The sequence below is a fragment of the Streptomyces sp. NPDC002324 genome, assembly GCF_053593335.1.
The window spans coordinates 216,569-242,444 of record NZ_JBSFCF010000006.1 but is presented as its reverse complement, the minus strand read 5'-3'; the positions used below and the strand labels follow the sequence as shown (position 1 = coordinate 242,444).

At 69.7% G+C, this 25,876-nt stretch carries 28 protein-coding genes and 1 pseudogene; 19 read left to right on the top strand and 10 right to left on the bottom strand.

The features are described 5' to 3' along the window. The first annotated feature begins 109 nt into the window (after positions 1-109). Positions 110-1,450, top strand: a complete 1,341-nt coding sequence (gene mshA / locus ACWCRJ_RS11780) for a D-inositol-3-phosphate glycosyltransferase (RefSeq protein WP_450939118.1) — start codon at positions 110-112, stop codon at positions 1,448-1,450. Between the two features lie 80 nt (positions 1,451-1,530). Further along, on the top strand, positions 1,531-2,043 hold the full coding sequence (locus tag ACWCRJ_RS11775) for a YbjN domain-containing protein (RefSeq protein WP_450939117.1): 513 nt from the start codon (positions 1,531-1,533) through the stop codon (positions 2,041-2,043). Here the strand turns inward: ACWCRJ_RS11775 and ACWCRJ_RS11770 are convergent. Continuing rightward, a complete protein-coding gene (locus tag ACWCRJ_RS11770) occupies positions 1,991-2,860 on the bottom strand; it encodes an AraC family transcriptional regulator (RefSeq protein WP_450939116.1) in 870 nt (289 codons plus the stop codon). The genes ACWCRJ_RS11775 and ACWCRJ_RS11770 overlap by 53 nt on opposite strands. Positions 2,861-2,909: 49 nt before the next feature. On the opposite strand from ACWCRJ_RS11770, the gene ACWCRJ_RS11765 reads away from it, so the two are divergent. Further along, the gene (locus ACWCRJ_RS11765; RefSeq protein WP_450939115.1) at positions 2,910-3,353 is read left to right on the top strand and encodes a DUF2000 family protein; all 444 of its coding nucleotides are present in this window, start codon (positions 2,910-2,912) and stop codon (positions 3,351-3,353) included. Between the two features lie 73 nt (positions 3,354-3,426). Here ACWCRJ_RS11765 and ACWCRJ_RS11760 read toward each other — a convergent pair whose 3' ends face one another. Next, positions 3,427-4,767, bottom strand: coding sequence for an MDR family MFS transporter (locus ACWCRJ_RS11760; RefSeq protein ID WP_450939114.1), 1,341 nt, complete (start codon positions 4,765-4,767; stop codon positions 3,427-3,429). A 185-nt stretch (positions 4,768-4,952) separates the two neighbouring features. Here ACWCRJ_RS11760 and ACWCRJ_RS11755 point away from each other — a divergent pair, with 185 nt between their 5' ends. Next, positions 4,953-5,714 carry a phosphoglyceromutase gene (locus tag ACWCRJ_RS11755; RefSeq protein ID WP_450939113.1) on the top strand — a complete coding sequence of 254 codons (762 nt, stop codon included), beginning with the start codon at positions 4,953-4,955 and terminating at the stop codon, positions 5,712-5,714. Positions 5,715-5,807: 93 nt separating this feature from the next. On the opposite strand, the gene ACWCRJ_RS11750 is transcribed toward ACWCRJ_RS11755, so the two are convergent. After that, the gene (locus tag ACWCRJ_RS11750; RefSeq protein WP_450939112.1) at positions 5,808-6,419 is read right to left on the bottom strand and encodes a hypothetical protein; all 612 of its coding nucleotides are present in this window, start codon (positions 6,417-6,419) and stop codon (positions 5,808-5,810) included. A 64-nt stretch (positions 6,420-6,483) separates the two neighbouring features. Continuing rightward, positions 6,484-6,855, bottom strand: a pseudogene (locus ACWCRJ_RS11745) (site-specific integrase); the annotation flags it as partial. A 6-nt stretch (positions 6,856-6,861) separates the two neighbouring features. Here ACWCRJ_RS11745 and ACWCRJ_RS11740 point away from each other — a divergent pair. The 5 genes from ACWCRJ_RS11740 to ACWCRJ_RS11720 all read left to right on the top strand — a co-directional run bounded on the left by ACWCRJ_RS11740 (position 6,862) and on the right by ACWCRJ_RS11720 (position 12,066). Further along, entirely contained in the window at positions 6,862-7,050 is a 189-nt protein-coding gene (locus ACWCRJ_RS11740) for a GIY-YIG nuclease family protein (RefSeq protein ID WP_450939111.1), read from the top strand. Positions 7,051-7,374: 324 nt separating this feature from the next. Continuing rightward, positions 7,375-7,776: a hypothetical protein gene (locus ACWCRJ_RS11735; RefSeq protein ID WP_450939110.1), complete on the top strand. Its 402-nt coding sequence runs from the start codon at positions 7,375-7,377 to the stop codon at positions 7,774-7,776. Next, positions 7,773-10,589, top strand: coding sequence for a tetratricopeptide repeat protein (locus ACWCRJ_RS11730; protein ID WP_450939109.1), 2,817 nt, complete (start codon positions 7,773-7,775; stop codon positions 10,587-10,589). The genes ACWCRJ_RS11735 and ACWCRJ_RS11730 overlap by 4 nt, the downstream gene beginning before the upstream one ends. 305 nt (positions 10,590-10,894) lie before the next feature. Continuing rightward, positions 10,895-11,302, top strand: coding sequence for a hypothetical protein (locus ACWCRJ_RS11725; protein ID WP_450939108.1), 408 nt, complete (start codon positions 10,895-10,897; stop codon positions 11,300-11,302). Positions 11,303-11,604: 302 nt separating this feature from the next. Then, on the top strand, positions 11,605-12,066 hold the full coding sequence (locus ACWCRJ_RS11720; protein WP_450939107.1) for a DUF4231 domain-containing protein: 462 nt from the start codon (positions 11,605-11,607) through the stop codon (positions 12,064-12,066). A 241-nt stretch (positions 12,067-12,307) separates the two neighbouring features. Here ACWCRJ_RS11720 and ACWCRJ_RS11715 read toward each other — a convergent pair whose 3' ends face one another. Beyond that, positions 12,308-12,724: a hypothetical protein gene (locus ACWCRJ_RS11715; protein WP_450939106.1), complete on the bottom strand. Its 417-nt coding sequence runs from the start codon at positions 12,722-12,724 to the stop codon at positions 12,308-12,310. Between the two features lie 135 nt (positions 12,725-12,859). Between ACWCRJ_RS11715 and ACWCRJ_RS11710 the strand changes: the two genes are divergently transcribed. Both ACWCRJ_RS11710 and ACWCRJ_RS11705 read left to right on the top strand, forming a co-directional pair. Beyond that, complete coding sequence (locus ACWCRJ_RS11710; RefSeq protein WP_450939105.1) at positions 12,860-13,231, top strand: hypothetical protein; 372 nt, start codon at positions 12,860-12,862, stop codon at positions 13,229-13,231. Positions 13,232-13,260: 29 nt separating this feature from the next. After that, complete coding sequence (locus ACWCRJ_RS11705) at positions 13,261-13,758, top strand: hypothetical protein (protein ID WP_450939104.1); 498 nt, start codon at positions 13,261-13,263, stop codon at positions 13,756-13,758. Between the two features lie 215 nt (positions 13,759-13,973). On the opposite strand, the gene ACWCRJ_RS11700 is transcribed toward ACWCRJ_RS11705, so the two are convergent. From ACWCRJ_RS11700 to ACWCRJ_RS11690, 3 genes are all read right to left on the bottom strand, one after another. Next, entirely contained in the window at positions 13,974-14,315 is a 342-nt protein-coding gene (locus ACWCRJ_RS11700) for an SCO4225 family membrane protein (protein ID WP_450939103.1), read from the bottom strand. A gap of 496 nt (positions 14,316-14,811) precedes the next feature. Further along, positions 14,812-15,114, bottom strand: coding sequence for a hypothetical protein (locus ACWCRJ_RS11695; protein ID WP_450939102.1), 303 nt, complete (start codon positions 15,112-15,114; stop codon positions 14,812-14,814). Positions 15,115-15,249: 135 nt separating this feature from the next. Continuing rightward, the gene (locus ACWCRJ_RS11690; protein ID WP_020115722.1) at positions 15,250-15,498 is read right to left on the bottom strand and encodes an SCO4226 family nickel-binding protein; all 249 of its coding nucleotides are present in this window, start codon (positions 15,496-15,498) and stop codon (positions 15,250-15,252) included. Positions 15,499-15,621: 123 nt separating this feature from the next. Here ACWCRJ_RS11690 and ACWCRJ_RS11685 point away from each other — a divergent pair, with 123 nt between their 5' ends. Continuing rightward, entirely contained in the window at positions 15,622-16,074 is a 453-nt protein-coding gene (locus tag ACWCRJ_RS11685) for a hypothetical protein (protein ID WP_450939101.1), read from the top strand. Positions 16,075-16,588: 514 nt separating this feature from the next. On the opposite strand, the gene phoU is transcribed toward ACWCRJ_RS11685, so the two are convergent. Next, the gene (phoU, locus tag ACWCRJ_RS11680) at positions 16,589-17,278 is read right to left on the bottom strand and encodes a phosphate signaling complex protein PhoU (protein ID WP_005476809.1); all 690 of its coding nucleotides are present in this window, start codon (positions 17,276-17,278) and stop codon (positions 16,589-16,591) included. 287 nt (positions 17,279-17,565) lie between these two features. On the opposite strand from phoU, the gene ACWCRJ_RS11675 reads away from it, so the two are divergent. Together ACWCRJ_RS11675 and ACWCRJ_RS11670 are read left to right on the top strand one after the other, a co-directional pair. After that, positions 17,566-18,831 carry a sensor histidine kinase gene (locus ACWCRJ_RS11675; protein WP_450939100.1) on the top strand — a complete coding sequence of 422 codons (1,266 nt, stop codon included), beginning with the start codon at positions 17,566-17,568 and terminating at the stop codon, positions 18,829-18,831. Then, positions 18,828-19,508: a response regulator transcription factor gene (locus ACWCRJ_RS11670; protein ID WP_009340348.1), complete on the top strand. Its 681-nt coding sequence runs from the start codon at positions 18,828-18,830 to the stop codon at positions 19,506-19,508. Before ACWCRJ_RS11675 ends, ACWCRJ_RS11670 begins: the two co-directional genes overlap by 4 nt. A gap of 77 nt (positions 19,509-19,585) precedes the next feature. Here the strand turns inward: ACWCRJ_RS11670 and ACWCRJ_RS11665 are convergent, their stop codons facing one another. Beyond that, positions 19,586-20,275 (bottom strand): copper chaperone PCu(A)C, encoded by a 690-nt coding sequence (locus tag ACWCRJ_RS11665; RefSeq protein ID WP_450939099.1) that lies wholly within the window; start codon positions 20,273-20,275, stop codon positions 19,586-19,588. A 725-nt stretch (positions 20,276-21,000) separates the two neighbouring features. On the opposite strand from ACWCRJ_RS11665, the gene ACWCRJ_RS11660 reads away from it, so the two are divergent. From ACWCRJ_RS11660 to rlmB, 5 genes are all read left to right on the top strand, one after another. Beyond that, positions 21,001-21,483 (top strand): CarD family transcriptional regulator, encoded by a 483-nt coding sequence (locus ACWCRJ_RS11660; protein ID WP_003953493.1) that lies wholly within the window; start codon positions 21,001-21,003, stop codon positions 21,481-21,483. Positions 21,484-21,834: 351 nt separating this feature from the next. After that, on the top strand, positions 21,835-22,611 hold the full coding sequence (ispD, locus tag ACWCRJ_RS11655) for a 2-C-methyl-D-erythritol 4-phosphate cytidylyltransferase (RefSeq protein WP_450939098.1): 777 nt from the start codon (positions 21,835-21,837) through the stop codon (positions 22,609-22,611). After that, positions 22,601-23,128, top strand: a complete 528-nt coding sequence (ispF, locus tag ACWCRJ_RS11650) for a 2-C-methyl-D-erythritol 2,4-cyclodiphosphate synthase (protein WP_450939097.1) — start codon at positions 22,601-22,603, stop codon at positions 23,126-23,128. The genes ispD and ispF overlap by 11 nt, the downstream gene beginning before the upstream one ends. Positions 23,129-23,396: 268 nt before the next feature. After that, positions 23,397-24,800 carry a cysteine--tRNA ligase gene (gene cysS / locus ACWCRJ_RS11645; RefSeq protein WP_450939096.1) on the top strand — a complete coding sequence of 468 codons (1,404 nt, stop codon included), beginning with the start codon at positions 23,397-23,399 and terminating at the stop codon, positions 24,798-24,800. Positions 24,801-24,926: 126 nt separating this feature from the next. Next, positions 24,927-25,868, top strand: coding sequence for a 23S rRNA (guanosine(2251)-2'-O)-methyltransferase RlmB (rlmB, locus tag ACWCRJ_RS11640; protein WP_450939095.1), 942 nt, complete (start codon positions 24,927-24,929; stop codon positions 25,866-25,868). The last annotated feature ends 8 nt before the right edge of the window (positions 25,869-25,876 follow it).

The following is a 25,876-nucleotide window of genomic DNA, read 5'->3' as shown; positions in this document are numbered from 1 at the left end:
TCGGTAATAATTCTGCAAAGCGGAAATGGAACGGCCTCCTCCGGCGTTCTGCCCGACCAGAGGGCCCCACACCCTCCGAACGGCATGCCCGGAGCGAGGAGGACGCCACGTGAGCCACTACGTCAGCAGGCTCGGACGGCGCTCCCCGGCCGGCGCCGGGCGGCTTCGGCTGCACCGGAAGCCCCGCCGGGTCGCGATGCTGTCGGTGCACACGTCGCCGCTGCACCAGCCCGGCACGGGTGACGCGGGCGGGATGAACGTCTACATCGTGGAGCTGGCGCAGCGGCTGGCCGCGCAGAACGTCGAGGTGGAGATCTTCACCCGGGCCACGACGGGCGCCCTGCCCCCGACGGTCGAGCTGGCCCCGGGCGTCCTCGTCCGGCACGTCGACGCGGGCCCGTACGAAGGGCTGGCGAAGGAGGAACTCCCGGCCCAGCTGTGCGCCTTCACGCACGGTGTGATGCAGGCGTGGGCGGGCCACCGGCCCGGCTACTACGACCTGGTCCACTCGCACTACTGGCTCTCCGGTCATGTCGGCTGGCTCGCCGCCGAACGCTGGGGCGTCCCCCTGGTGCACGCCATGCACACGATGGCCAAGGTCAAGAACGCCGCGCTCGCCGACGACGACACCCCCGAGCCCGCCGCCCGCGTCATCGGCGAGACCCAGATCGTCCGCGCCGCCGACCGCCTCATCGCCAACACGGCGGAGGAGGCCGACGAACTCGTACGCCACTACGAGGCCGACCCGGCCAAGGTCGCCGTCGTCCACCCGGGCGTGAACCTCGACCGCTTCCGTCCGGCCGACGGCCGCGCGGCGGCGAGAGCCCGTCTCGGCCTGCCCCAGGACGCGCTGATCCCCCTCTTCGCCGGCCGTATCCAGCCCCTGAAGGCCCCTGACGTCCTGCTGCGCGCCGTCGCCGTCCTCCTCGACGAGCGTCCCGAGCTGCGGTCGAGGATCGTGGTGCCGGTGGTCGGCGGGCCGAGCGGCAGCGGCCTCGCCAAGCCGGAAGGCCTGCAGAAGCTGGCCGCGCGGCTCGGCATAGCCGATGTCGTACGGTTCCGGCCGCCCGTCGGCCAGGAGCAGCTCGCGGACTGGTTCCGGGCGGCGTCCGTGCTGGTCATGCCGTCGTACAGCGAGTCCTTCGGGCTCGTCGCCATCGAGGCGCAGGCGGCCGGTACGCCGGTGCTGGCGGCCTCGGTGGGCGGCCTCCCGGTCGCCGTGCGGGACGGGCGGACCGGCTTCCTGGTGCGGGGCCACGATCCCGCCGCCTACGCGCGCGTGCTCCGCGATTTCGCCGACAACCCGGAACTGCCCGCCCGCATGGGCGCGGCCGCAGCCGTCCACGCCGAGTCCTTCGGCTGGGACACCTCGGCCGCCGCCACCGCGGACGTCTACGCGGCGGCCGTGCAGGACCACCGCAAGCACCGGGTGCGGGGCCACTACGCGTGAGCGGCGGTGTGGCACGCCCGCCCGGGCAGGTCGCCGCCCGCCGGCCGCCGCCCACCCCTACCGGCGGGTACGCTCGCCCCATGGCTGACGAAGCGTCGATCATCGAGCAGGTCCTCAACGAGGCCGAGCTGGAGTGGGAGAGCCCGGCACCCGGCACCTACGTCGTGAAGCTCCCAGGCACCCGCAAACTCTCCACGACCGTCTCCCTGATCGTCGGCCGCCACTCCCTCTCCCTCAACGCCTTCGTGATCCGCCACCCCGACGAGAACGAGGCGGGCGTCCACCGCTGGCTCCTGGAGCGCAACCTCAAGCTGTACGGCGTGAGTTACGCCGTCGACCCGCTCGGCGACGTCTACGTCACGGCCCGGCTGCCCCTGTCCGCCGTCACCCCCGACGGCATCGACGGCCTCCTCGGCCAGGTCCTGGAAGCGGCCGACGGCGCCTTCAACACCCTTCTCGAACTGGGCTTCGCCTCCGCGATCCGCAAGGAGTACGCCTGGCGCGTGTCCCGGGGGGAGTCGACACGCAACCTGGACGCGTTCAGCCACCTGACCCGTGCGGAGGCCGACCGCTCCGATAGCGGCCAGGGGTGACACCCACCCACCGCCTGAAGTGCCGCGTCAGATGGGCCTGGTCGTAGAACCCGGCCACCGCCGCGGCCTCGCCCGGCCGCATCCCGTCCAGCAGCAGCCTCCTGGCCCGCTCCACCCGCCGGGACATCAGATACTGGTGCGGCGCGATCCCGAAGGTCGCCCCGAACGCCCGTACGAGATGCGCGGGGTGGGCGTGCACCGTGCCCGCGGCCTCCGCCAGGGTGACCCCGTCCGCGACCCGCTCGTCGAGGAGTTCGCGCAGCCGGTGGGCGACCGTGGGGCCGCCGGGCGGCTGTGCGGCCGAACGCGCCGGTGGCCTGCGCAGATGCCCGCGCAGCCGCTCCCCGACGAGGGCCAGCCGGCTCTCCGCCTCCAGCTCGTCCCCCGGCCGCGCGAGGGCCGCGTGCAACTGCCCCACCCGCCGTCGCAGCAACGGATCCCGCAGGTCGGGACCGTCCACGGCTGCCCCGATCAGGCTCTCGTCCAGCGAGCTCGAATCCAGGTCCAGGTACAACACCCGCTTGCGGAAACCCCGGTCCGTGACCGGCGCCCCGTTGTGCGGCACGAACGGCGGCAACAACGAGACCGTGTCGTTCGGTGTCCCGTGCTCATGCCGGTCCAACTCGTAGCGCACGGCCCCGTCGTCGACGATCAGCAGCGTCCAGACGTCGTGTACGTGCATCGGGTACGCGTACTCCGTGTAGTGCGCGTGGAACACCTCGACGATGCCGGGCACCCGCGGCCGCCAGGCGGTGACCTCGCGCTGGGGGGACGGCTGAGCTGTCGGCCGGTGGGGCTTCGGCCGCTGGGGGCACATGCAAAGAACGTACAAGACGGGGGCGTACGCCGGTCGGCAGTCTCGTCCCATGAGCAGCGAGACCTCCGCCGGCACGGCCCCCATCCGCTTCGACACCAAGATCGTCGTCCTCCTCCGCGACGACCTGGAGACCTGGCAACGCCTCAACGTCACGTCCTTCCTGGTCAGCGGTATCGGACCGATGATCCCGGAGGTGATCGGCGAGCCGTACGAGGACGCCGACGGCACGGCGTACCTCCCGATGTTCCGCCAGCCCGTCCTCGTCTTCGAGGGGACGAAGGAGGTGCTGAGGACGGCTCACACCCGTGCGCTGGCCCGGGCCCTGCCCCGCGCCGTCTTCACGTCCGACCTCTTCACCACGGGCAACGACCGCGACAACCGCGCGGCCGTACGAGCCGTGGGGGCGGGGGAGCTGGACCTGGTGGGGCTGGCGGTGTACGGGCCGCGCAACGGAGTGGACAAGGTGGTGAAGGGGGCGCGGATGCATTCGTAGGCCGGCCCGGGCCGCTCGGGCCGAGCCGGTGTCGGCCGTGCGGCCTCGGGGGCGTACGGGTTCTCCATGGCGCCTACGGGGTCGTACGCACGTCCGCGTCCGCGTCCGCGTCCGCGTCCGGGCCCGGGCCCGCGAGGGACGGCGTCTCCGCAGCCGGACCCCTCGCGGCGGCCTTGGCCTCCGCCTTCACCTCCGCCTCCGCCGCCGCCTCCGACCCGGGCATCCGGCGCATCAGCGCCCAGTACCCCACCCCCGCCACGGTGCCGATCACCGCGCACAGTCCCCACAGCCACTCGGCGCCCCAGCGGTCGATGACGACCCCGGACATCAGCGGCGCGACGAGCGCGGCGACGGACCACGACATCGTGTACATGCCCTGGTAGCGACCGCGCCCCTGTACGGGCGAGAGGCGGACGACGAGACCGGTCTGGGTGGGCGCGTTGACGATCTCCGCGAGGGTCCAGACGCAGATGGTGAGGGCGAAGACGCCGATCGACCCGGCGAAGGCGGTGAGGCCGAAGCCGTATCCGGCGAGCACGGACGAGACGACGAGGAGCCGCCCGGGGTCGCGGTGCTCGATGACCCGGGTGACCGGGATCTGCAGGGCCACGATCAGCACCCCGTTGACGGCGATGGCGAGCCCGTAGTCGGCGGGCGTGAAACCGGCCTCTCCCATGGCGACCGGCAGCCCCACCGACCCCTGCTGGAAGATCAACGCGACGAGGAAGGACAGCCCGACGACGCCCATGAACCGCCCGTCGCGCACCACGGTCCCCAGCCCGACGTCCTGCGTCCCGGCCCTCTCCACCGCCGTCCGCTCCGGCCGCGACTCCGGCAGCTTCAGGAAGACGACGATCGCGCAGACCAGCGTCATCCCCGCCTCGGCCAGGAACCCGGCGCGGTAGCTGACCTCGGCGATGAACCCGGCGCCCATGGAGGAGACGGCGAAACCGAGGTTGATGGCCCAGTAGTTGAGGGAGAACGCGCGTACGCGGTCCTCCGGCCGGACGATGTCCGCCATCATCGCCTGAACGGCGGGGCGGGAGGCGTTGCTGGTCGCGCCGACGAGGAAGGCGACGGCGGCGATGGCCACGGGATCCTGTACGAAGCCGAGGAGCGCGACCGATCCGGCCGTCGACGCCTGCGCGATGAGGAGGGTGGGCCGCCGCCCGAGCCGGTCGGCCATGACCCCGCCGCCGAGCGAGGAGACGACCCCGCCGAGGCCGTGCAGCGAGGCGACGAGTCCGGCGTACGAGGCGGAGTATCCGCGGTCCAGCGTCAGATACAGCGCCATGAACGTGGCGACGAACGCGCCCAGGCGGTTCACCAGCGTGCTGGTCCACAGCCACCAGAACTCCCGGGGCAGCCCGGAGACGGACTCCCGGACGGCACGTCCGGCAGCGACGAGTGGCATGCGGATCCCCCACGGACGTAAGTAGCCAAGTTGGCGGGCACACCTTACGAGCGGGGTCGGGGGCCGGGCCACTCAATTAGCGACCCCGGTCAGCCGGCGATGACGGAAGGGACGGGGCGGGCCGGGCCTGTCCGCCTGTCGGCCAGGTGGGCGACGATTCCCGGCCGTGGATTACGCTCGGAGCCATGGCCGACGCACCGTACAAGCTGATCCTCCTCCGCCACGGCGAGAGCGAGTGGAACGAGAAGAACCTGTTCACCGGCTGGGTGGACGTCAACCTCACGCCGAAGGGAGAGAAGGAGGCGACGCGCGGCGGTGAGCTGCTGAAGGACGCCGGCCTGCTCCCGGACGTGCTCCACACCTCCCTCCAGCGGCGCGCGATCCGCACCGCGCAGCTGGCTCTGGAGTCCGCCGACCGCCACTGGATTCCCGTACACCGCTCGTGGCGCCTGAACGAGCGCCACTACGGCGCCCTCCAGGGCAAGGACAAGGCGCAGACCCTGGCCGAGTTCGGCGAGGAGCAGTTCATGCTGTGGCGCCGCTCGTACGACACCCCGCCGCCCCCGCTCGCGGACGACTCGGAGTTCTCCCAGGCCTCGGACGCGCGCTACGCGACCATCCCGCCGGAGCTACGCCCCCGCACGGAGTGCCTCAAGGACGTCGTCGTCCGTATGCTCCCGTACTGGTACGACGGCATCGTCCCCGACCTCCTCGCCGGCCGCACGGTCCTCGTCGCCGCCCACGGCAACTCCCTCCGCGCCCTCGTCAAGCACCTCGACAACGTCTCGGACGCCGACATCGCGGGCCTCAACATCCCCACGGGCATCCCGCTCTCCTACGAACTGGACGCCGACTTCAAGCCCCTCAACCCGGGCGGCACCTACCTCGACCCGGACGCGGCGGCGGCGGCGATCGAGGCGGTCAAGAATCAGGGCAAGAAGAAGTAAGCCGAGCTGATCAAGCCCTCTACCTGCGGGTTGTCCGCTGGTAGGGGGCTTTTTGGTGGGGCTGGGCCGTCTCTGGGCCGTGAGCCGTCGCGCTCAGCCCATGTCCGGTCGCCTTGCCCAACCCAGGACGCCGCGTCGCGATTCAGGTTGCCGGCCTCCCATGCGGGGAGGCGCGGGTTCGAGGAGGTTCCGCCATGGCATGTCCGGAACATCAGGCTTCTTCGCTACCGACCGGCTGCGCCAGTTCGTCAAGGCATTCACTACCCGTTCCAGGTACATGATCGTGTCGCGCAACATCACGTCGACATCCACACCAGCGACAAGACCGGGATCAGGTTCTGAGAGGCGCCTCATAACCCGTAGCGCGTCGTAGACCATGTTGTAGATCTCCTGGACGGCGTGGAACAAGGGCGGCTCGGACAGGGCCGCGATACGCACAATGCAGACCTCTCCACATTCATCGGCTGCCTTCCACAGCGCTTTCCAGTCACCGCGTGGTTGTTCCGCCCAAGGACGTGGGCTGAGGGCCTCTTCCAGAACGAGGAGTGCTTTGGCTATGTCCTCGGCCGCCTGGTACGCCAGCTGCTCTCGCGCGATCTTTCGCTCGTGCCAACGAGTGGCGTAAAAGGTTCCTACTGCCAAGGCGCCGGACAGCATCGAGCCCAGCAAAGCCGATCCGCTGCCGTCCCAGAAAGACCCGGACAATTGCCTCCCCCTTAAGTTCCAGCCAGTGTGATGGAAACCCCTCCCGGCGTCAGCAGGGCAGTTGCTATGCCGTAGTGGTGGAGGCTTTCGGGCCGGTGAACACGGCGGATATGGCCTTGCGGGTGCGCTCTTGGCTGGACGGCATGAGGTGCGCGTACACCCGCAGCGTCAGTCCCGGATCCGAGTGGCCTAGGTACTCGGCGCGTGCCTTGATGTTCTCTCCGGCGTCCAGGAGCACCGACGCGTAGAAGTGCCGGAGCGCATGCATGCCGTTCTCGCGGGACTCAGCGTAGGGCTGGCCACGATCCGGAACCGGTATGACCCCAGCAGCGGCGAGCGCCGGTTTCCACGCCTTCTCATTGAGTGACGTACGCCAGACGTGCCCGCCACGGGGACCGGTGAAGATCAGCCGTTTGGTCACCGGAAGCCCGTCCGCCGGTGGATGGCGGACAACGCGCGGGTGTGCTGGATCGAGCAGAGCGAACCATGGGACCTGGAGTCACAGCTCATCTCCCAGCTCGACCTCCCGCTGAACCTCGACCAGAACCGCCACAACGCGTTCCACAGTCGTCTGAAGGAGATACGAGCCCAAGCACGGCAGCGAGCACGAGAGTTGTCCGTCAGCTCGTAGGCCGCCGAACGGGCCGTTGTCTGGGCCGTCCGACGCTGCTCAACAGTGGCCAATGACGACCACCAAGCGCCCGAGCTCACCGCCTTTGCGCAGCAAAAACCCAGTTCACCAGGATCCCCGACAACACCCAGGCAAGAGGTCAGGTCTTGGCCCGGACGCTCCACCGAGCGCGTGCTGCTATACGCCCTCATTGGTTTTCCTGCACACCCTGCGCATGGGGGTGCACAGCCCTACTCTTGGATGCAGGGACGTCCGGGGATGTCCCGGTAACGGCCAGGCACGTGACGGGGGTTGGGCATGATCAGTGCGGAGATCGTGCAGTGGGTGCAGCAGGCCGGCCCTGCCATGACGGCGGCGGTGGGCGCCTACGGGGCGGCGGTGCTGATCCGGGCTCAGGACGCTGCTGCCGATGCCACGGTCGGGCTTGGGCAGCGGATCCTTCAGGCGGTGTGGCGTCGTGAGGATGAGGTGGGCCGGGCCGAGCTGGAACGCGTGGTGGACGAGGCCGCTGACGAACAGGACGACACGTACACCACGGCCGTGCTGAGCAGGTTGCTCAAACGCGCGTTGCAGGACGATGCCGAGCTGCGGACGGAACTGGCCGACATGCTGCCCGGCCCGGCCGCGGGCACGGTCACCATCACGGCGTCCGGCGAGCGGTCGATCGCCGCCCAAAACATCGGCACCGCGATCACCGGTGACGGTCACACCCCGCCACGGCCGTGACCACGGACGATGCCGCATCCGGGCAGCGCATCGAGGCTGCCGGGGACCGGTCGATAGCGGCCGAGCGGATCACCAACGCCTACACCGGGGACGTGCTGCCCGCCGATGCGTTGCACGCGGCTGACAGGGTTACGGCGGCCCCGGGCACCTCGAACCTGCCCCCGCAGACCCTCTGCCTGGGACGTGAGGAGGAACTGGCCTGGCTGCGCCGGACCCTGACCGGCCAGCGTGAGGGTGCGATCACCCAGAGCGGGGCGGTGCACGGCCTGGGCGGGATCGGCAAGAGCACCCTCGCCCTGCACTACGCCCACCGCCACCGCGGCGACTACGCCGTGATCTGGTGGATCAACGCTGCATCCTCCGACGAGATCGAGACGTCCCTCGCCGGACTCACGCAGACCCTGGTCCCCGGCTGGGCCGCCAAGGCAGGGCGCGCGGCGCACGTAGCGTGGGCCATGCAGTGGCTGGCATGGCATCCGGGCTGGCTGCTGGTCTACGACAACGTCGAGGACCCCGACGACCTCGCCCCGTACACCGGCGCACTCCACCAGGGCCACCATCTGGCCACCAGCCGCCGCTCCACGGGCTGGCCCGACAGTGCCCCCACGCTGCCCCTGGGCAACCTCGACCCCGACGACGCCACCGCCCTGCTGTGCCGTCTCGTCTTCAAGGACACCACCCCCACGCCACGGCAGCAGGCTGACGCCCGCGCGCTCGCCGCCGACCTGGGGTATCTGCCGCTGGGGATCAAACAGGCTGGCGCCTACCTTGCCCAGAATCGCGGAATCAGTCTCGACGCCTACCGCCGACGCCTGGGCGTCAAACTCGGCAAGACCGCCTACGGCGTCGACGCCGAACGCACCATCGCCCAGCTCTGGAGCGTCACCCTCCGCGCTCTGGAGGAGGCCGCTCCGCTCGGTGTGGAGGCGCTGTACACCGCCGCCTGGCTCGCTCCCGACGACATCCCGCACACCCTGCTCACCCCGCCTGGCACCGACCCGGACGACACCGCGGAAGCCATCGGCACTCTGGCCGCCTACAGCATGGTTACCGACACCGGTAACACGCTCAGCGTCCACCGCCTGGTCCAAAGGGTCCTTCGCACCCGTCACAGTCACGACGAATCCCAGTCAGCGCGCCACCTCCACGGACGCGACCGCGCCGAACAAGCAGTCCTCCACCACCTGATCCCTCCCCCGGGGCAGGACAACATCACCGACAGCCAGTGGGAGATTCTCACGCCCCAGCTGGTTGCCCTCGCCGCCACCACCCCACCGGCACACCACAACGCCCCCCTGACGGATGCGTATGAGACCGCCGCACACCGGCTTCAACAGCAAGGCCAAACCGCCCGCACCATTCCCCTGCTGGAGGCCGCCCTTGTCCAGCGCGAGCAGGTCCTGGGCGACACCCACCCCCACACCCTGGCCAGCCGCAACAACCTCGCCGGCGCCTACAAGGAGGCGGGAGACCTGGGCCGGGCCATCCCCTTGTACGAGACCGCCCTCGCCCAGCGCGAGCAGGTCCTGGGCGACACCCACCCCCAGACGCTGGTCAGCCGTCACGACCTTGCCTGGGCCTACAAGGAGGCGGGAGACCTGGGCCGGGCCATCCCCTTGTACGAGACCGCCCTCGCCCAGAGCGAGCAGGTCCTGGGCGGCACACACCCCCAGACGCTGGTCAGCCGCAGCAACCTCGCCTGGGCCTACAGGGTGGCGGGAGACCTGGGCCGGGCCATCCCCTTGTACGAGACCGCCCTCGCCCAGAGCGAAGAGGTCCTGGGCGACGCCCACCCCCACACCCTGGCCAGCCGCAACAACCTCGCCGGCGCCTACGAGACGGCCGGGGACCTGGGCCGGGCCATCCCCTTGTACGAGACCGCCCTCGCCCAGAGCGAGCAGGTCCTGGGCGACACCCATCCCCAGACGCTGGTCAGCCGTCACGACCTTGCCTGGGCCTACAAGGAGGTGGGAGACCTGGGCCGGGCCATCCCCTTGCTGAAGACCGCCCTTGTCCAGCGCGAGCAGGTCTTGGGCGACACCCACCCCCACACCCTGGTTAGCCGCAACAGCCTCGCCGGCGCCTACGAGGCGGCCGGGGACCTGGCACGCGCCATCCCCTTGTACGAGACCACGCTCGCCCAGAGCGAGCAGGTCCTGGGCGACACCCACCCCAACACCCTTGGCAGCCGCCACAACCTCGCCGGCGCCTACCTGACGGCCGGGGACCTGGCACGCGCCATCCCCTTGTACGAGACCACGCTCGCCCAGAGCGAGCAGGTCCTGGGCGACACCCACCCCCAGACGCTGGCCAGCCGCAACAACCTCGCCTGGGCCTACAGGGCGGCGGGAGACCTGGGCCGGGCCATCCCCCTGCTGAAGACCGCCCTCGCGCAGTGCGAGCAGGTCCTGGGCGATATCCACCCCAACACCCTGGCCAGCCGCAACAGCCTCGCCTACGTCTACCGGGAGGCGGGAGACCTGGCACACGCCATCCCCCTGCTGGAGACCATCCTCGCCCAGCGCGAGCAGGTCCTGGGCGACACCCACCCCCACACCCTGGCCAGCCGCAACAACCTCGCCGACTCCTACAACGATGCCGGGCGAGTCGAGGACGCCCTCGCCCTGCTCGGGCGGGTCCTGGCCGAGTACGAGCGGATACTCGGCGAGGACCATCCCCACATCCTCGCCGCCCGTAACAACCTCGCCCGCGCCCGCGATGCCGCAGCAGCCGTACAGCAATCGGATACAGCAACCTCAGCAACCTCCCCCAACCTTCAGCCCCCGTCAGACGCTCCCGAGCAACCGGAATGACCCTCCCCGACCGATCTCTGTAGAGCTACGGATCAGAAGGTCTTTGACATCACGGCTGACATCAACGGCGCCGGACGGAGGCGTACCCCAGCGTCTCTGTCCAGCCGTCGTGTCAGTGAGCAGGGGCAGCCGGAGCAAGCTCGGATCGAACTCCTGACGCGGTGCTCAGCCAGCCGTGGACTATCCGTGGACTCGTCCCGCCTGATCTGCCACGGGCAGGGCCGTGACCTGACCCGTTACCTGGTACCCAACAGGCCTCCGGAGCCGTGTCCGGGACTGTCAGTGCTCCGGCGTACCTTGTCGCCATGGCGAAGAGACCCCCGGAGGACTGGCGTGCCTGGATGGCGGAAGTAGCTGGAGAGGCGGCGGCCGGGAGGTTGGAACCGGAGTGCGCCGGTGCGGCTGAGATGTACCCCGAGTCCTTGCTGAGGGCGACGGACACGGCGCTGGCGGCGTTCGAGGCAGAGGTGCGTGCACTCGTGGGGCCCTCCGACGAAGAGGTCTTCGGGACGGTCGAGCGGGTTGTTCTCGCGCTCAACGCCGTCGACGAGGACGACAGCCATGGAGGCGCCGGCTACTGCACGGAAGAGCGGGAGCAGCTGTGCGGGTACATCGACCTCACCTTGAGCGAGCACGGTGTGGACGTGGCAGCTCTGGCGGCAAGGAGAGGCATCAACCGAGCGGAGATCACCGACGCCTGGCGCGACTGGTGACGCCATCGGGCTGCGGGAGCAGGTGGATCATCTGGTCCCTGACATCCAACGCTGACATCAACGAGCCCGGACAGCGGCACACAGCATCACCCCCGCAGGATCGCCTGACCAGCCGACGACGAGCCCAGGGGCGGGCGTAGAGCTTGATGCTGCCAGCGCACCGGTTGTCATAGAGGGGTTACACCACGGGAGGGAACACACCGCGTGTTGCGGAGCTATGTGGGCTTCGCTCTGGTGTGATGTCGCGCCAAGCCGCAGGTGGAACGCCTCGGTCCGTAGGGGCGTGCGGAAGGTAGAACTCGTTGGGATCACGAACCTGGTGGGAGGATCTGCCCAAGGTCGAGTGGCCCGACGTTCCGCCGAGTGTTGTCACGCGCGGGACGTGGTACCGGCAGAACATGCACAATGCCCGCTGGAAGGCCAAGCTCCTGGATCTGACGATCCTGGTTCTAGCTGCGGGGGTGCCCTTCGCCGTCGCGATCAAGGCTGACATCTGGATTGTTGCGCTTCTAGGCTCCCTTACCTCGCTCCTGACAGGGATGCGCCATGTCTTCGATCCGCAAGGAGACTGGATCTCGTTCAGCCGGGCGAACGTGCAGATCGAAACCGAGGTAGTCCGCTACAAGCAAGCCTTGGATGAGTACCGGGACCCGGCTGCCGCTCCAGGGATTCTTGCCGCCCGCGTTGAAGAGATCTGCGCCGAGGAGACGGGCGCCTGGGCTCAGCGCCTCCCTCGTCCCCCCATCCCAGGAACGAACCAATAGCGGGCTGCAGAGCAGCACGAGTGAGACGGGTGACCCGTCTCAGTTTCCGTCTCATTCAGCGCCGTTCACGGCCGTTCAGACGAGACCAAGGGCGGTGGCTACCCCTTCGACCGGACGTCCATGAACGCAGGTGAACGGCCCCGTCCGAGGCCGCTGAGCCCACCACCACAGTTGGAAAGCATGTTGGTCTTCACGGCAGCGCCGGCCCACGACACCGCGAGTCGCGGCAGCTAGTGCCGCATCAGGCAACGTTCGCCCTGGCGAGGAACCAAGCCAACACAGCCACGCCGATGGGCAACGCAACAAGGTAGCCGATGAGGATACCGACACCCGGATCAGCCAGCGCAGGAAAGGCCCAGTTCACTGCTGCAGCCACGAGCAGTCTCACCGTTGCCAGCGCAAGGAGAGCGGCGAAAACAGCAAGCCGACGCGGCGGGCCCGCCCCGCGATACAACTCAGCCGCAGGCCCGATCGCGATCAGGCCCGTCACGAGGACGACGAGACCGATGTCGGGCAGCCACCCGAACGGCCACCCCATCAGAGCGACCAACCCGGAGATAGCGAGGCCGACCACTTCCAGCGCGACGGTGGACACCACCGGGTGGTCCCACGAGGGGTGTCGGATCGAGCCGCTCCCACTGTCCTCTTCATCGGCCACGTTGTCAGAGTAGCCATCGGCAGGGCGAACGTTGCCTGATGCGGCACTAGGTTGAGGGCGTGAACGAGGAAGCGATCACCATCAAGCTCACCCGCGATCAAGCGTTCGTGCTGTCGGACTGGCTCTACCCAAGTCATGTTCCAGTCCGACGGCCTTGAAGGGATCGTGCACGACCGAGCCGTCTGGTCACCGATCTACGCGATTTCCGGGACGCTGGACAAGACGCTGAGCGAGATCTTCATGCCCGATTACGGCCCACGCCTCGAAGCGGCCAAGGAGCGCCTACGCGCCGATCTGTACGGCGGAGCCGACGAGTCGACGGCACCGGGCCAGGACACGACCGACGCACCACAAGCGCACCAGATAGAGCCGGGAACTGCGGGGAACCACGGTGAAAGCGACCAGGGCAATGAGATCTGGTGTCAGGCAAACGCCCAGATCAGCAGCCCTAGCCGCGCCAAGTGCCCGCAGCTTCCCAGGCTGAGGGCTCGGCCGCACGGCGCCTGAGTCCATGGAGTCACCTCGGAGGAGGGGAGATGTCGTCTCTAGCGATCACATGGGCGTTGGGCAGTCGCGGTTGGGCGAGCGTCAAGGTAGTTGATGATCATGGTGAGGCGGAGGTCATTGCTTCTTACATCACTGGTGCGCCCGAGGAGTTCCTTTACGCCGTTGCCCGGATCGTCCTCGGTGACGAGGACACCCGCGTTGAGTTGGAGGGAGAGCCACAGGTCTACCGGTGGTTCTTCCACAGAGACGGATCTGCGGTCGATGTCCGTCTGGTCCGCGCCGACGACGCCCAAGCTCCGGACAGCTCAGGGGTAGTTCTCTGGTCAGGTCGCCACACCGTCATGGCACTCGCGCGGTCCGCCGTCCGCGCCTTCGACCGGATCGACTACGAGCAGGGCGAAGATGCCTACGAGTCGCAATGGGGCAGGCCGTTTCCCCGAACCGAACTCGAAGCTCTGCGCACCGCGATGCGGTCACACCGGAGAGCCGCGGCAGCCAACGGCACCGCCACCGAGGCGGGCAGATGAGCAGAAGTCTGGGCCGTCCCTGGGCCGTCCGACGTCACTCAACAGTGGCCAAGGACGACCAACGACGACCGCCAGGCGCACGAGCCCACAGCCCCTGACCAGCAAAAACCCAGCTCACCAAGATCCCCGGCAAGACCCAGGGCAAGAAGAAGTAAGCAGACCGAACAAGCCCCCTACCCGCGGGTTCTCCGCCGGTAGGGGGCTCGTTGTTGTGTTCAGCCGCGGCTCGGGCGGGCGAGGCCGCGGGCGCCGCCGCGGGCGCCGCCGCGCAGGGCCTGCAGGAGTGCTCCGAGGGCGAACGACTGGACCAGCGCGCTGATGGCGACCCCGACGACCAGGTACCAGTAGGGCGCGCCCGCACCCCAGAGCGCCCCGATGGCACCTGTTGTCACCAGGGAGGTGGGGGCGGTGAGAAGGAAGGGCCATACCCCGACCAGTCCGGGGTCCCCGAACAGTACGACAGCCACCTCCAGCACGACGGACGCGCCGACGAGCCCCAGATAGGCCGCCGAAGCGGGGTTGGCGAAGGTCAGGCGAAACAGGGTGCGAGCGTTCATCGGATTCCCCCCGGAGACTTGGTGCTTCCCACGCACCCCATGCTCCCGGCGGAACCAGGACTCCGTCGTGAGTACCCGTACTCAACTCGGCTCGCAGCAAGCTCAGTTCACGAGTCCACGGGTCCGTCACCCGAAGCGCCGACCGTGCCGCGGGGAGCGACCTGGTCCGGACGGGGGGTGGCCCTCGGTACGAAGAGGCTCAGCCGGAAGGTGGTCGGGTGGGTCCGGCGCCCGCAGAACCTGTCCACCCGCACCGCCGTCCAGTCGATCCCGCTGTCCGACGCTCGGAGGTGGCGGAGACGAGCGTGCCATTCCGACTCGTCCTGGGTTTCGAGAAGCACCTCCCAGCGGCCCGCGTCCGAGGCGAAACGAGCGGCAGCCCGCCGCGCCTCGTCCTGACGGCCATGTCTCCTCTTGCGCTGCCCGGGCATCGGGCCGGCATCGTCGGCTCACCTCGTCGCGGCAAGGCCATTACGGCGCGCGGGTCCAGGTAGGGCTACGCGGACGCGCCCGTGACGTCCGGCGCGACGAAGCGGCGGTGCAGGGGGCTCAGGCCGGTTTCCGGGGTGCCCGTGAGGCCGGCTTTCCGGACCGCGGGGGCGAGGCGTTCGGTGAAGAAGGTCTCGAAGGCCTCCTGGGATTCCCAGACGTCGGTGACATGGAGGCCCCGCTCGTCGAACCAGGCGACGTGCACCTGACCGCCGGCCGCCGGGACCGCCTCCCAGTCGACCGCGTCCCGCACGGTGTCGTACTGCTCCGGAGTCACGTCCGCCCAGAGCATCGACATCACTACAGCCATCGCAGATCCCCCTTGTTCGCCACCGGTGCCGGCATGCGCCATGCGGCATGCGCCATGGGGATGGTTCCAGCCCGCGAGCCGCGCCGGACAGGGCGTGCGGAGGCGTACCGGCGCCCGCCCGAGGGGCCCGCGCGCTCAGATCGCCAGGGGCACCGGGTGGATCTCGTCCGCCTTGTGGCCGGCGCGTTCGTGGATGCGCTGGACGGCGTCGGCGGAGGGGGCCTCGGAGAGGCAGTACACGGTGCCGGACTCGGGGTCGGCCCACGCGCTCTCGAAGTGGACCTTCTCGTCCTTCTCGATGGCCAGGTCGGCGTTGTGCGCCTCGCGCAGTTGGTCCGCCGTGATGCCCTTCATGTTGTGGTGGACGTCCATGAACTTGCCCATGGCCGCACCTCCCTCTTCTCTCAGCGTCCCGTTCTCTCCCTACATGCTGCGCCCGCCCGGCCGTGCCTGCGACCCCTCGCGCATCGGACCGGCGTCGAACCGCCGTGCGCTAGCGTCCCCGTCATGGGGATCAAGAGGGCGGGGACGACGGCGACGGGTGTCGTGGCCGTCATGGCGCTGCTGTTCGTGGGGTTGCCCGTGGGCTACTTCCTCGTCGCGTACGGGTGTGGCAGGGAGGAGGAGCGGTTCGGGGTGACGCTCGCCGACGAGTCCGTGCTCGGTGCGGGGATCGCCGGGGCCGCCGGGGCCGCCGTCGTGGACACGTACCAGGAGTGCGACGACGACGATCTGACGGTCGTCGTCGGCAGGGCGTACCGGTACGACGGTGCCAGGGAGGGCGTTCTCAGGCACTACCGCGACGCCGCGCAGGCCGATGGGTGGCGACACCGGGCCGACGACTGCTTCACCAAGCGGATCGACGGGGCGCTCGCCAGTCTGATGCTGGAGGGGCCGGCCGACGGCTCGTTCGCGGTCGAGATCGCTGCCGCTGCCGACAGCTCCGAGGCCTGGTGCTGAACGCACGCGGCACGGGTGGGATGCGTGAGCGCGAGGAGGGGCCGTCCCGAGCGACGGCCCCTCCTCGCGGCTACGGACAGAAGCAGCCCGTGCCGGTCAGCCGCACTGGCACGGGTTGCCGGACTGGCATCCGCACGCACACCCGGAGCCGCAGCCACAGGCGCCGAACAGAGGCAGGGTCCTGATGTCCGCGGGCTGATGGGTGTCCCGTAGCTGTGTCGGGTCCGGAGTGCTGGGGCTGGCGGGGGATGGGGATTCGGCCATGGTCCCTCCTCGGAGGTAGCTGGGGCGGCGGGCAGTCGGTGGCAGCCGGGCAGCCAGGACCGCGAAAGGGCCGGCGGCCTGCGCGCTGCCCGTCTCCTGCCCGTGCCCATGGGTTGCCCCATTGCAGGCCCGTTCAGCCGGGCGCATCAACGGCGCACGGAGGCGTCTGCACGCCCCGCCCGACCGTGAGGCGCCGGAGCCCCGCAACGTGAGCCCCGCGCTCCTCCCCCTCCCCGCACCAGCGGAAGCCCTACGCCCCCTCCACCCCCGTGACGGGCTGGATGTCCGCCTGCAGCTCGTCCGCGTGCTCACCCGTCACCAGGTACACCACGCGCTTGGCGACGGAGACCGCGTGGTCGGCGAAGCGCTCGTAGTAGCGGCCGAGGAGGGTGACGTCGACGGCGGTCTCGATGCCGTGCTTCCAGCGGTCGTCCATGAGGTGCTGGAAGAGGGTGCGGTGCAGGAGGTCCATCGCGTCGTCGTCGCTCTCCAGCTGGAGCGCGAGGTCGACGTCCTTGGTGATGATGACCTCGGCGGCCTTCGCCATCAGGCGCTGCGCGAGCTGGCCCATCTCCAGGATCGTCGCGTGCAGGTCACGCGGGACGGTGTTCTCGGGGAAACGGAGCCGGGTCAGCTTGGCCACGTGCTGGGCGAGGTCGCCGGAGCGCTCCAGGTCCGCCGACATGCGCAGCGACGTCACGACGATCCGCAGATCCGTCGCCACCGGCTGCTGCCTGGCCAGCAGGGCTATCGCGCGGGCCTCCAGGTCGTGCTGAAGGTCGTCGACCTTCTTGTCCGCCTCGATCACGCTCTCGGCCAGCTTGAGGTCGGCGTCGAGCATCGCCGTCGTGGCGCGACCGATAGCCGACCCCACCAGTCGGGCCATCTCGACCAGGCCCTCACCGATCGAGTCAAGTTCCTCGTGGTACGCGTCCCGCATCAGGGTGTCCCTCTCTTACGTACGTCAGCTCGTGGGTAACCAGAAAAGCCGTTCCGGAGGCCGTTCCGCCAGGCCAGGAAGGCCGAACGACCGAATGAACGGCGACGGCGAAACGGTGACCGGGGGCCCGGACGAACCCCACGCTCCCACGTTCAGGCCCGTACGCGTCCGTTTCGGCCATCCCAAATGAACCAATACTGGCTCCAAGGTGAACTCTGGGCGACGAGTGTTCGAGGTCGCCCTCCGATCGCTGTGGGGATGTCCGACCTCGTGCCTAACCTGGAAGCATGGACGTGAACGCGGCGGTCGCCGCAGCGGCAGCGATCGCCGGAGTACTCACCGGCGTCATCGCCATGCTGGCGTTCCGTGTGAGTGAACGCGAGCAGAAGCGTCCCACCAGAACCTCCCTGCACACGGACCCGGTGCTTCCGCCCGGTGTGGACACGGTGCTGTCGGTGCTCCGCTCCTCCGCCGTCGTGCTCGACGAGTCCGACGCCGTCGTCAAGGCCAGCTCCGCCGCGTACGCCCTCGGGCTGGTCCGCGGCGGGAAGCTCTCCATCGAGCCGATGCTGAAGATGGCGCGCGACACCCGCCGGGACGGCGAGATACGCCAGGTCGAACTGGACCTGCCCCGGCGTGGCACGGGACGCGGGGAGGCGCTCGCCGTCTCCGCGCGCGTCGCGCCACTGGGCTCCCGGCTCGTGCTGCTCCTGGTCGAGGACCTCACCGAGGCCCGCCGGATCGAGGCCGTGCGACGTGACTTCGTCGCCAATGTCAGCCATGAGCTGAAGACGCCGGTGGGCGCGCTGTCGCTGCTGAGCGAGGCTGTCATGGGCGCGTCGGACGACCCCGAGGCCGTGGAACGGTTCGCCGGGCGCATGCAGATCGAGGCCACCCGGCTCACCAACCTCGTGCAGGAGCTGATCGACCTCTCCCGGGTGCAGAACGACGACCCGCTGGAGGACGCCGAGCCGGTCCGGGTGGACGAGCTGGTCGCCGAGGCCGTCGACCGCTGCCGCCACCAGGCCGGCACCAAACAGATCACGATGGCCGCCGGCGGCACGGCCGAGCTGCGCGTCTGGGGCAACCGGGGGCAGCTCGCCGCCGCCCTCGGCAACCTCGTCGAGAACGCCGTCAACTACTCCCCGGCCCGCACCCGCGTCGGCATAGCCGCACGCCAGGTGGGCGCGCCCGGCGGGGACCATATCGAGATCGCCGTGACCGACCAGGGCATCGGCATCTCGGACAAGGACAAGGAGCGCATCTTCGAGCGCTTCTATCGCGTGGACCCGGCCCGTTCCCGCCAGACCGGCGGTACGGGTCTCGGTCTCGCGATCGTCAAGCACGTGGCCGCCTCGCACGGCGGGGAGGTCACGGTGTGGAGCTCGGAGGGACAGGGCTCCACGTTCACCCTCAGGCTGCCGGAGGCGGGCGCGGCCCGTGACCGCGCGGCCCAGCACCCGGACCTCGACGACGAGGACGGACAGCCTCACCCCGACCCATCCCCGTACGGACCGTACGACCCGCTTCCCGCCCCGGAGGTCCTTCCGTGACCCGAGTGCTCGTCGTCGAGGACGAGGAGTCCTTCTCCGACGCCCTGTCCTACATGCTCCGCAAAGAGGGCTTCGAGGTCGCCATCGCGACCACCGGACCCGACGGTCTCGACGAGTTCGAGCGCAACGGAGCCGACCTCGTCCTGCTCGACCTGATGCTGCCCGGACTGCCGGGTACCGAGGTCTGCCGTCAGCTGCGCGGCCGTTCCAATGTCCCGGTGATCATGGTGACCGCCAAGGACAGCGAGATCGACAAGGTCGTGGGCCTGGAAATAGGAGCCGATGACTATGTCACCAAGCCCTTCTCCTCCCGCGAGCTCGTCGCCCGTATCCGGGCCGTACTGCGCCGCCGCGGCGAGCCCGAGGAGGTCACCCCCGCCGCGCTGGAGGCGGGGCCCGTCCGGATGGACGTCGACCGGCACGTCGTCACCGTCTCCGGCTCCAAGGTCGACCTCCCCCTCAAGGAGTTCGACCTGCTCGAAATGCTGCTGCGCAACGCGGGCCGTGTCCTGACCCGTATGCAGCTCATCGACCGTGTCTGGGGCGCCGACTACGTCGGAGACACCAAGACCCTCGACGTCCACGTCAAGCGTCTCCGCGCCAAGATCGAGCCCGACCCGGGCGCCCCGAGATACCTGGTGACGGTGCGGGGCCTCGGGTACAAGTTCGAGCCGTAGGCCGATCCGGTGGTTCTACGCCGAAGGGCGGCACCCCTCTCTCAGGGGTGCCGCCCTTCGGCGTAGGTGCGCGGGGCTCAGTGGCCGGTCGCTTCCTCGGAGGACGAGGTGGACGGGGAGGCCGTGGAGCCGGCGGCGATGCCCTCCTCGGCGGTCTCGTCGGTGGCGGGTGAGCCCGAGGCGGTCGCGGACGGGGAGCCGGAGGTCTCCTCGGACGGGGAGGCGCTGGAGGCGGGGGACTCGGGGATGTCGCTCGGGCCCCACTTCTCGAAGTAGTGCTCGGCGGGGACCACGAAGGCGCGCAGGCCGACCTCGCCGGTCTCGCTGAAGTCGAAGGTGACCTTCTGGGCGTTGCCGTCCTTGACCGCGTCGGTGAGGTCCGTCAGGACCGCGGAGGCGTTGTTCTCGCCGCCCAGGATGACGGAGCCGCCGGCCGGGACGACGATCTTGCCGCCCTTGCCCGCACCCTTGGCGGGGGTCAGCTCGACGGTGCCGGCGCCCTCGACGGTGACGGAGTCCAGGGTCTGGTCGGTGTCGGCGCCGTTGAACACGGTCGCGGAGACCACGGCGGGGCCCTTGGTCTCGGTGCCGGGCTGGGTGACCACGATCGCGTTCTGGATCTTGATGTCGCCGACGCTCGTGGCAGCGTTGTCCGGCTTGACCTCCAGCGTCTGGGCGTTGTTGCCGGCGGCGCACGCGGCGAGTGAGGCGATCGAGAACGCGATGGCGGCGGCGGCGAGGGCGCCGCGTCGAAGGCTGCTGCTCACGGCGGCGGCAACTCCTAGAACGTGGGCGGTACGTGGTCTGTAGCGGGCTCAGGTTACCGAGCCGTCCCGTCCCCGCCGCACCCGACCCTCCCCAAGTCCCCGGACAAGTCGTCGGAGGCAATTGACGGTCGCCGCCGACACGCCTGTCCGGCATTCACATAACCCCCGCCGAACTCGCCGCCATCGCGCCCTGGATTTCCACCGAGGAATGCGCGCCGGTACGGAAAATCGATCAGCCGTCGGAACAACGGCCGCACGCCCGTCGGAACACCGGCCGGAACCCGGACCGGAACACGGATCGGAACAGGGACCGAACACCGGGCGGAACGCGTGCGGGAACCGTCGCCGGAAGGCGGAAGGAACAGGCCCAGAACACGATCCGGTAACGGCGGAACGGCACCCGTTGATCGAACTCCTTGATCAATTCCGGATTCGTCTCGTACCCGACTCCGCTCACCGAACGGAGTAGCGTAAGTCGCACACATGGGTGTGGACAAAGCAGGACGTTCGGGCGCTCGTGCGACCCTCCGGATGCGTGTAACGTACGCGTTTCGCTCCGCCCGGAGAGCCGCTCCGACCTGCGAATACCCTCCTCCGTTCGGCCCTCGCAGCACGTTCCTGTTGCAGTTGTCAAGCCCCGAGATGCGCCCTGACCTGCGAAAACGCCATTCAGAACACGCCGTTTCCGTGTTACCCTGGATAGCCACGGAAGGGGTACCTGTCACATGACGTTCAAGGTTGGCGACACCGTGGTCTATCCCCATCACGGGGCCGCGCTGATTGAGGCCATCGAAACTCGCCAGATCAAAGGCGTGGACAAGACCTACTTGGTGCTCAAGGTCGCTCAGGGCGACCTGACGGTGCGTGTGCCAGCGGACAATGCGGAGTTCGTCGGCGTACGTGATGTGGTCGGTCAAGACGGCCTGGACCGGGTCTTCGAGGTGCTGCGCGCACCGTATGCCGAGGAGCCCACGAACTGGTCGCGTCGCTACAAGGCAAATCTGGAGAAGCTCGCCTCCGGCGATGTCATCAAGGTCGCGGAAGTCGTGCGTGACCTGTGGCGTCGCGAGCGGGAGCGCGGACTCTCCGCCGGTGAGAAGCGCATGCTCGCAAAGGCCCGCCAGATCCTGGTGAGCGAGCTCGCCCTCGCGGAGAACACGAACGAGGACAAGGCCGAGGCCCTGCTCGACGAGGTCCTCGCGTCCTGAACTGACTCCTGTGGCAGGCAGCCAGCCCGCTCAGCCGTTCAGCGCAGCGCATCGAAATGCCGCGGTGCCCGATGACGTACGTAATGTCGCCGGGCGCTGCGGCATGTTCATGTCCGGATGCCGAACGCCTGATAGGGGACTCCGATACTCGGCGATACTTGGCGTGCCCCGGTGCTCATGTGTGTACGGAGTGCTCGTACTTGTCGTACGCGCCCTACCGCTCCTACTTGGCGTGCCGGGCCCGGGCAGCTGGCTCGACCAGATGTCACGGAAGGGTCCGGTCAAGGTGTCGCGCCCGGCACGCTGTGGCCATACCCACCTAGGCCGAGCACACAAACCTGACAGGAACCGATGTCTGACGATTCGCGTCCTTCGCCTTCCGCGACCGGTACGGCAACCCGTACGGCGACCCGCACCGCGGCCGTGATCCCGGCCGCCGGCCGGGGCGTACGCCTCGGCCCGGGCGCCCCCAAAGCGCTGCGCGCGCTGAACGGCACCCCGATGCTGATCCACGCGGTACGCGCCATGGCCGCCTCCCGTGCCGTCTCCCTGGTGATCGTCGTGGCACCGCCCGACGGCGCCCCCGAGGTCAAGACCCTGCTCGACGCGCACGCCCTGCCCGAGCGGACGGACTTCCTCGTCGTCCCCGGCGGCGAATCGCGCCAGGAGTCGGTGAAACTCGGGCTCGACGCGCTGCCGCCCGGCTACGACATCGTCCTCGTCCACGACGCGGCCCGTCCGCTCGTGCCCGTCGACACCGTCGACGCGGTCATCGAGGCCGTACGGGACGGGGCGCCCGCCGTGGTGCCCGCGCTGCCGCTCGCCGACACGGTCAAGGAGGTCGAGCCCGCGGGCGCGCCGGGCGCGCCGGAGCCGGTCGTCGCCACGCCCGAGCGCGCGCGGCTGCGGGCCGTGCAGACGCCCCAGGGGTTCGACCGGGAGACGCTGCTCCGGGCGCACGAGACGGTCACCGGGGAGGTGACCGACGACGCGAGCATGGTGGAGCGGCTCGGGCGCGGTGTCGTGGTCGTGCCCGGGCACGAGGAGGCGTTCAAGGTGACGCGGCCGCTGGATCTGGTGCTCGCGGAGGCGGTTCTGGCGCGCAGGAGGCTGAACGATGGGTTCTGAGAAGGCCGTGGGTTCCGAGAAGGCCGGGCTGGGCGCAATGGTGTTGCCGCAGGTCGGGATCGGTACCGACATCCACGCCTTCGAGGAGGGGCGGGAGCTGTGGTGCGCCGGGCTGAAGTGGGAGGGGGAGGGGCCGGGGCTCGCCGGGCACTCCGACGCGGACGTGGTGGCGCACGCCGCCTGCAACGCGCTGTTCTCCGCCGCCGGGCTCGGCGATCTGGGGCAGCACTTCGGGACCGGGCGGCCGGAGTGGTCGGGGGCGTCCGGGGTGACCTTGCTGGCGGAGGCCGCGCGGATCGTGCGGGCCGGGGGGTTCGTCATCGGGAACGTGGCCGTGCAGGTGGTGGGGCCTCGGCCGAAGATCGGTAAGCGGCGGGACGAGGCGCAGAAGGTGCTTTCCGAGGTGGTGGGGGCGCCGGTTTCCGTGTCGGGGGCGACCACCGACGGGCTGGGCTTCCCCGGGCGGGGTGAGGGGTTGATGGCGGTGGCCACGGCGCTCGTGGTGCGGGTGGGGTGACTTCTTGACTCCGGGTGGTGGGGTGGCTCTTTTCGCCCCCGCCGCCCCTACCCGTCCCATCCCGGGGGCTGCGCCCCCGTGCCCCCCGCGTGCTTGTTCGGGTGCGGGAGCGTAGTGGTTGCCCGCGCCGTTCCCCGCGCCCCTATTTCGGGCCTTCGGTCCGTCCAAAGGGCGCGGTGGCCGTATGCGGGCGCGCATACGTCACGAATCTGTCGTCCTTGGGGTGAAGGGCTCTGGGCACGGCTGGTGGGCCACTACGCTTGGGGGCGTGACTATTCGCCTGTACGACACCAGCGCCCGGCAGATTCGTGACTTCGCCCCGCTCACGCCGGGTTGTGTCTCGATCTACCTGTGTGGCGCCACGGTGCAGGCGGCCCCGCACATCGGGCACATCCGGTCGGGGCTCAACTTCGACATCATGCGCCGGTGGTTCGAGTACCGCGGGTACGCCGTGACGTTCGTCCGGAATGTCACGGACATCGACGACAAGATCATCGCGAAGTCGGCCGACCAGGGCCGCCCCTGGTGGTCCATCGGGTACGAGAACGAGCGCGCGTTCAACGACGGGTACGGCGTGCTCGGTTGCCTGCCGCCCACCTACGAGCCGCGGGCCACCGGGCATGTGACCGAGATGGTCGAGATGATGCGCGGGCTGATCGAGCGCGGACACGCGTACGAGGCCGACGGGAACGTCTACTTCGACGTGCGGTCCTTCCCCGAGTACCTGGCGCTGTCCAACCAGGAGCTCGACAACCTCCTCCAGCCCTCCGGCGAGGGCGAGACCGGTAAGCGCGATCCCCGTGACTTCGCCATGTGGAAGTCGGCGAAGCCGGGGGAGCCGACCTGGGAGACGCCATGGGGGCGGGGGCGGCCGGGCTGGCACCTGGAATGCTCGGCCATGGCGCACAAGTACCTGGGCACCGCCTTCGACATCCACGGCGGCGGCCTCGACCTGATCTTCCCGCACCACGAGAACGAGATCGCGCAGGCCAAGGCCTTCGGCGACGCGTTCGCGACGTACTGGGTGCACAACGCCTGGGTCACCATGAGCGGCGAGAAGATGTCGAAGTCGCTGGGCAACAGCGTCCTCGTCTCCGAGATGGTCAAGCACTGGCGGCCCATCGTGCTCCGGTACTACCTGGGCACCCCGCACTACCGCTCGATGATCGAGTACAGCGAGGACGCCCTGCGCGAGGCCGAGTCGGCGTTCGCCCGGATCGAGGGGTTCGTCCAGCGGGTCGTCGAGAAGGCCGGCGGGGTCGTGGAGCCCGCGGCCGAGGTGCCGCCGGCCTTCGCCGAGGCGATGGACGACGACCTGGGGGTGCCGCAGGCGCTCGCCGTCGTGCACACCACGGTCCGGCAGGGCAACAGCGCGCTGGCCGCCGACGACAAGGAAGAGGCCGTGGCGCGCCTCGCCGAGGTGCGGGCCATGCTCGGGGTCCTCGGCCTCGACCCGCTCGACCCGCACTGGGCCGGGGCCGCCGGCGACCGCGGCGAGGACCTCCACGGGGTCGTCGACACGCTCGTCGGACTGGTCCTCCAGCAGCGCGAGGCCGCCCGCGGCCGCAAGGACTGGGCCACCGCGGACGCCATCCGCGACCAGCTCAACCAGTCGGGTCTGGTCATCGAGGACAGCCCCGACGGCCCGCGCTGGACGCTCGGCCCGCGCTGAGCCCGAACGTCCGGTCACCTTGATCGATTGTGCCGCCCGGGCCTCCGGGCGGCACACTGCATTACGTACACACGACGACGTACGCCTGACGCGTACGCGCACACGCTCCTGAGAGACGGGTAGGTCATGGCCGCTAACAACCGCCGCATGTCCGGCAAGAAGGGCGCGCAGGTCGGCAGTGGCGGCCAGCGGCGCAAGGGTCTTGAGGGCAAGGGCCCGACCCCGCCCGCCGAGATGCGCAAGAAGCACAAGGCGAACCGCATCGCCAACGCCAAGGCGAAGCAGGCCGCACGCCGTCCCGCGCCGCGTGGCCGGGGCGGGAAGGGCACGTCCGAGATGGTGGTCGGACGCAACCCCGTCGTCGAGGCGCTGCGCGAGGGCGTGCCCGCCTCGACGCTGTACGTCCAGCAGTTCATCGACAACGACGAGCGGGTGCGCGAGGCGCTGCAGCTCGCGGCCGAGCGCGGCGGCATCAACCTCATGGAGGCGCCGCGCCCCGAGCTGGACCGCATGACCAACGGGCTCAACCACCAGGGTCTCGTCCTCCAGGTTCCGGCGTACGAGTACGCGCACCCCGAGGACCTGACGAACGCCGCGTACGACGAGGGCCAGGACCCGCTGATCGTCGCCCTCGACGGCGTGACCGACCCGCGCAACCTCGGTGCCGTCGTCCGGTCGGTCTCCGCGTTCGGCGGCCACGGCGTCGTCGTACCCGAGCGGCGCGCGGCCGGCATGACCGCCGGCGCGTGGAAGACATCCGCCGGCACGGCCGCGCGTACGCCCGTCGCCCGCTGCACCAACCTGACGCGCGCGCTGGAGGCCTACAAGAAGGCCGGTGTCGTGGTGGTCGGTCTCGCCGCCGACGGCGAGTCCGAGATCGGTGACCTGGAGGCCCTCGGCGGTCCGGTCGTCATCGTCGTCGGTAGCGAGGGCAAGGGCCTGTCCCGCCTCGTGGGCGAGACGTGCGACTACCGGGTGCGGATCCCGATGCCGGGTGGGGCCGAGTCTCTGAACGCCGGTGTCGCGGCGGGAGTTGTGCTCTACGAGGCGGCTCGGCGCCGGGCGTAGTTCCGTCG

Excerpts from the sequence above, each read along its gene's own strand:
- ACWCRJ_RS11775 (WP_450939117.1), top strand. The coding sequence starts at position 1,531 with ATGGCTGACGAAGCGTCGATCATCGAGCAGGTCCTCAACGAGGCCGAG.
- ACWCRJ_RS11770 (WP_450939116.1), bottom strand. The coding sequence starts at position 2,860 with ATGTGCCCCCAGCGGCCGAAGCCCCACCGGCCGACAGCTCAGCCGTCC.
- ACWCRJ_RS11765 (WP_450939115.1), top strand. The coding sequence starts at position 2,910 with ATGAGCAGCGAGACCTCCGCCGGCACGGCCCCCATCCGCTTCGACACC.
- ACWCRJ_RS11760 (WP_450939114.1), bottom strand. The coding sequence starts at position 4,767 with ATGCCACTCGTCGCTGCCGGACGTGCCGTCCGGGAGTCCGTCTCCGGG.
- ACWCRJ_RS11755 (WP_450939113.1), top strand. The coding sequence starts at position 4,953 with ATGGCCGACGCACCGTACAAGCTGATCCTCCTCCGCCACGGCGAGAGC.
- ACWCRJ_RS11740 (WP_450939111.1), top strand. The coding sequence starts at position 6,862 with ATGGCGGACAACGCGCGGGTGTGCTGGATCGAGCAGAGCGAACCATGG.
- ACWCRJ_RS11725 (WP_450939108.1), top strand. The coding sequence starts at position 10,895 with ATGGCGAAGAGACCCCCGGAGGACTGGCGTGCCTGGATGGCGGAAGTA.
- ACWCRJ_RS11710 (WP_450939105.1), top strand. The coding sequence starts at position 12,860 with ATGTTCCAGTCCGACGGCCTTGAAGGGATCGTGCACGACCGAGCCGTC.
- ACWCRJ_RS11705 (WP_450939104.1), top strand. The coding sequence starts at position 13,261 with ATGTCGTCTCTAGCGATCACATGGGCGTTGGGCAGTCGCGGTTGGGCG.
- ACWCRJ_RS11700 (WP_450939103.1), bottom strand. The coding sequence starts at position 14,315 with ATGAACGCTCGCACCCTGTTTCGCCTGACCTTCGCCAACCCCGCTTCG.
- ACWCRJ_RS11695 (WP_450939102.1), bottom strand. The coding sequence starts at position 15,114 with ATGGCTGTAGTGATGTCGATGCTCTGGGCGGACGTGACTCCGGAGCAG.
- ACWCRJ_RS11690 (WP_020115722.1), bottom strand. The coding sequence starts at position 15,498 with ATGGGCAAGTTCATGGACGTCCACCACAACATGAAGGGCATCACGGCG.
- ACWCRJ_RS11685 (WP_450939101.1), top strand. The coding sequence starts at position 15,622 with ATGGGGATCAAGAGGGCGGGGACGACGGCGACGGGTGTCGTGGCCGTC.
- phoU (WP_005476809.1), bottom strand. The coding sequence starts at position 17,278 with ATGCGGGACGCGTACCACGAGGAACTTGACTCGATCGGTGAGGGCCTG.
- ACWCRJ_RS11675 (WP_450939100.1), top strand. The coding sequence starts at position 17,566 with ATGGACGTGAACGCGGCGGTCGCCGCAGCGGCAGCGATCGCCGGAGTA.
- ACWCRJ_RS11660 (WP_003953493.1), top strand. The coding sequence starts at position 21,001 with ATGACGTTCAAGGTTGGCGACACCGTGGTCTATCCCCATCACGGGGCC.
- ispD (WP_450939098.1), top strand. The coding sequence starts at position 21,835 with ATGTCTGACGATTCGCGTCCTTCGCCTTCCGCGACCGGTACGGCAACC.
- ispF (WP_450939097.1), top strand. The coding sequence starts at position 22,601 with ATGGGTTCTGAGAAGGCCGTGGGTTCCGAGAAGGCCGGGCTGGGCGCA.
- rlmB (WP_450939095.1), top strand. The coding sequence starts at position 24,927 with ATGGCCGCTAACAACCGCCGCATGTCCGGCAAGAAGGGCGCGCAGGTC.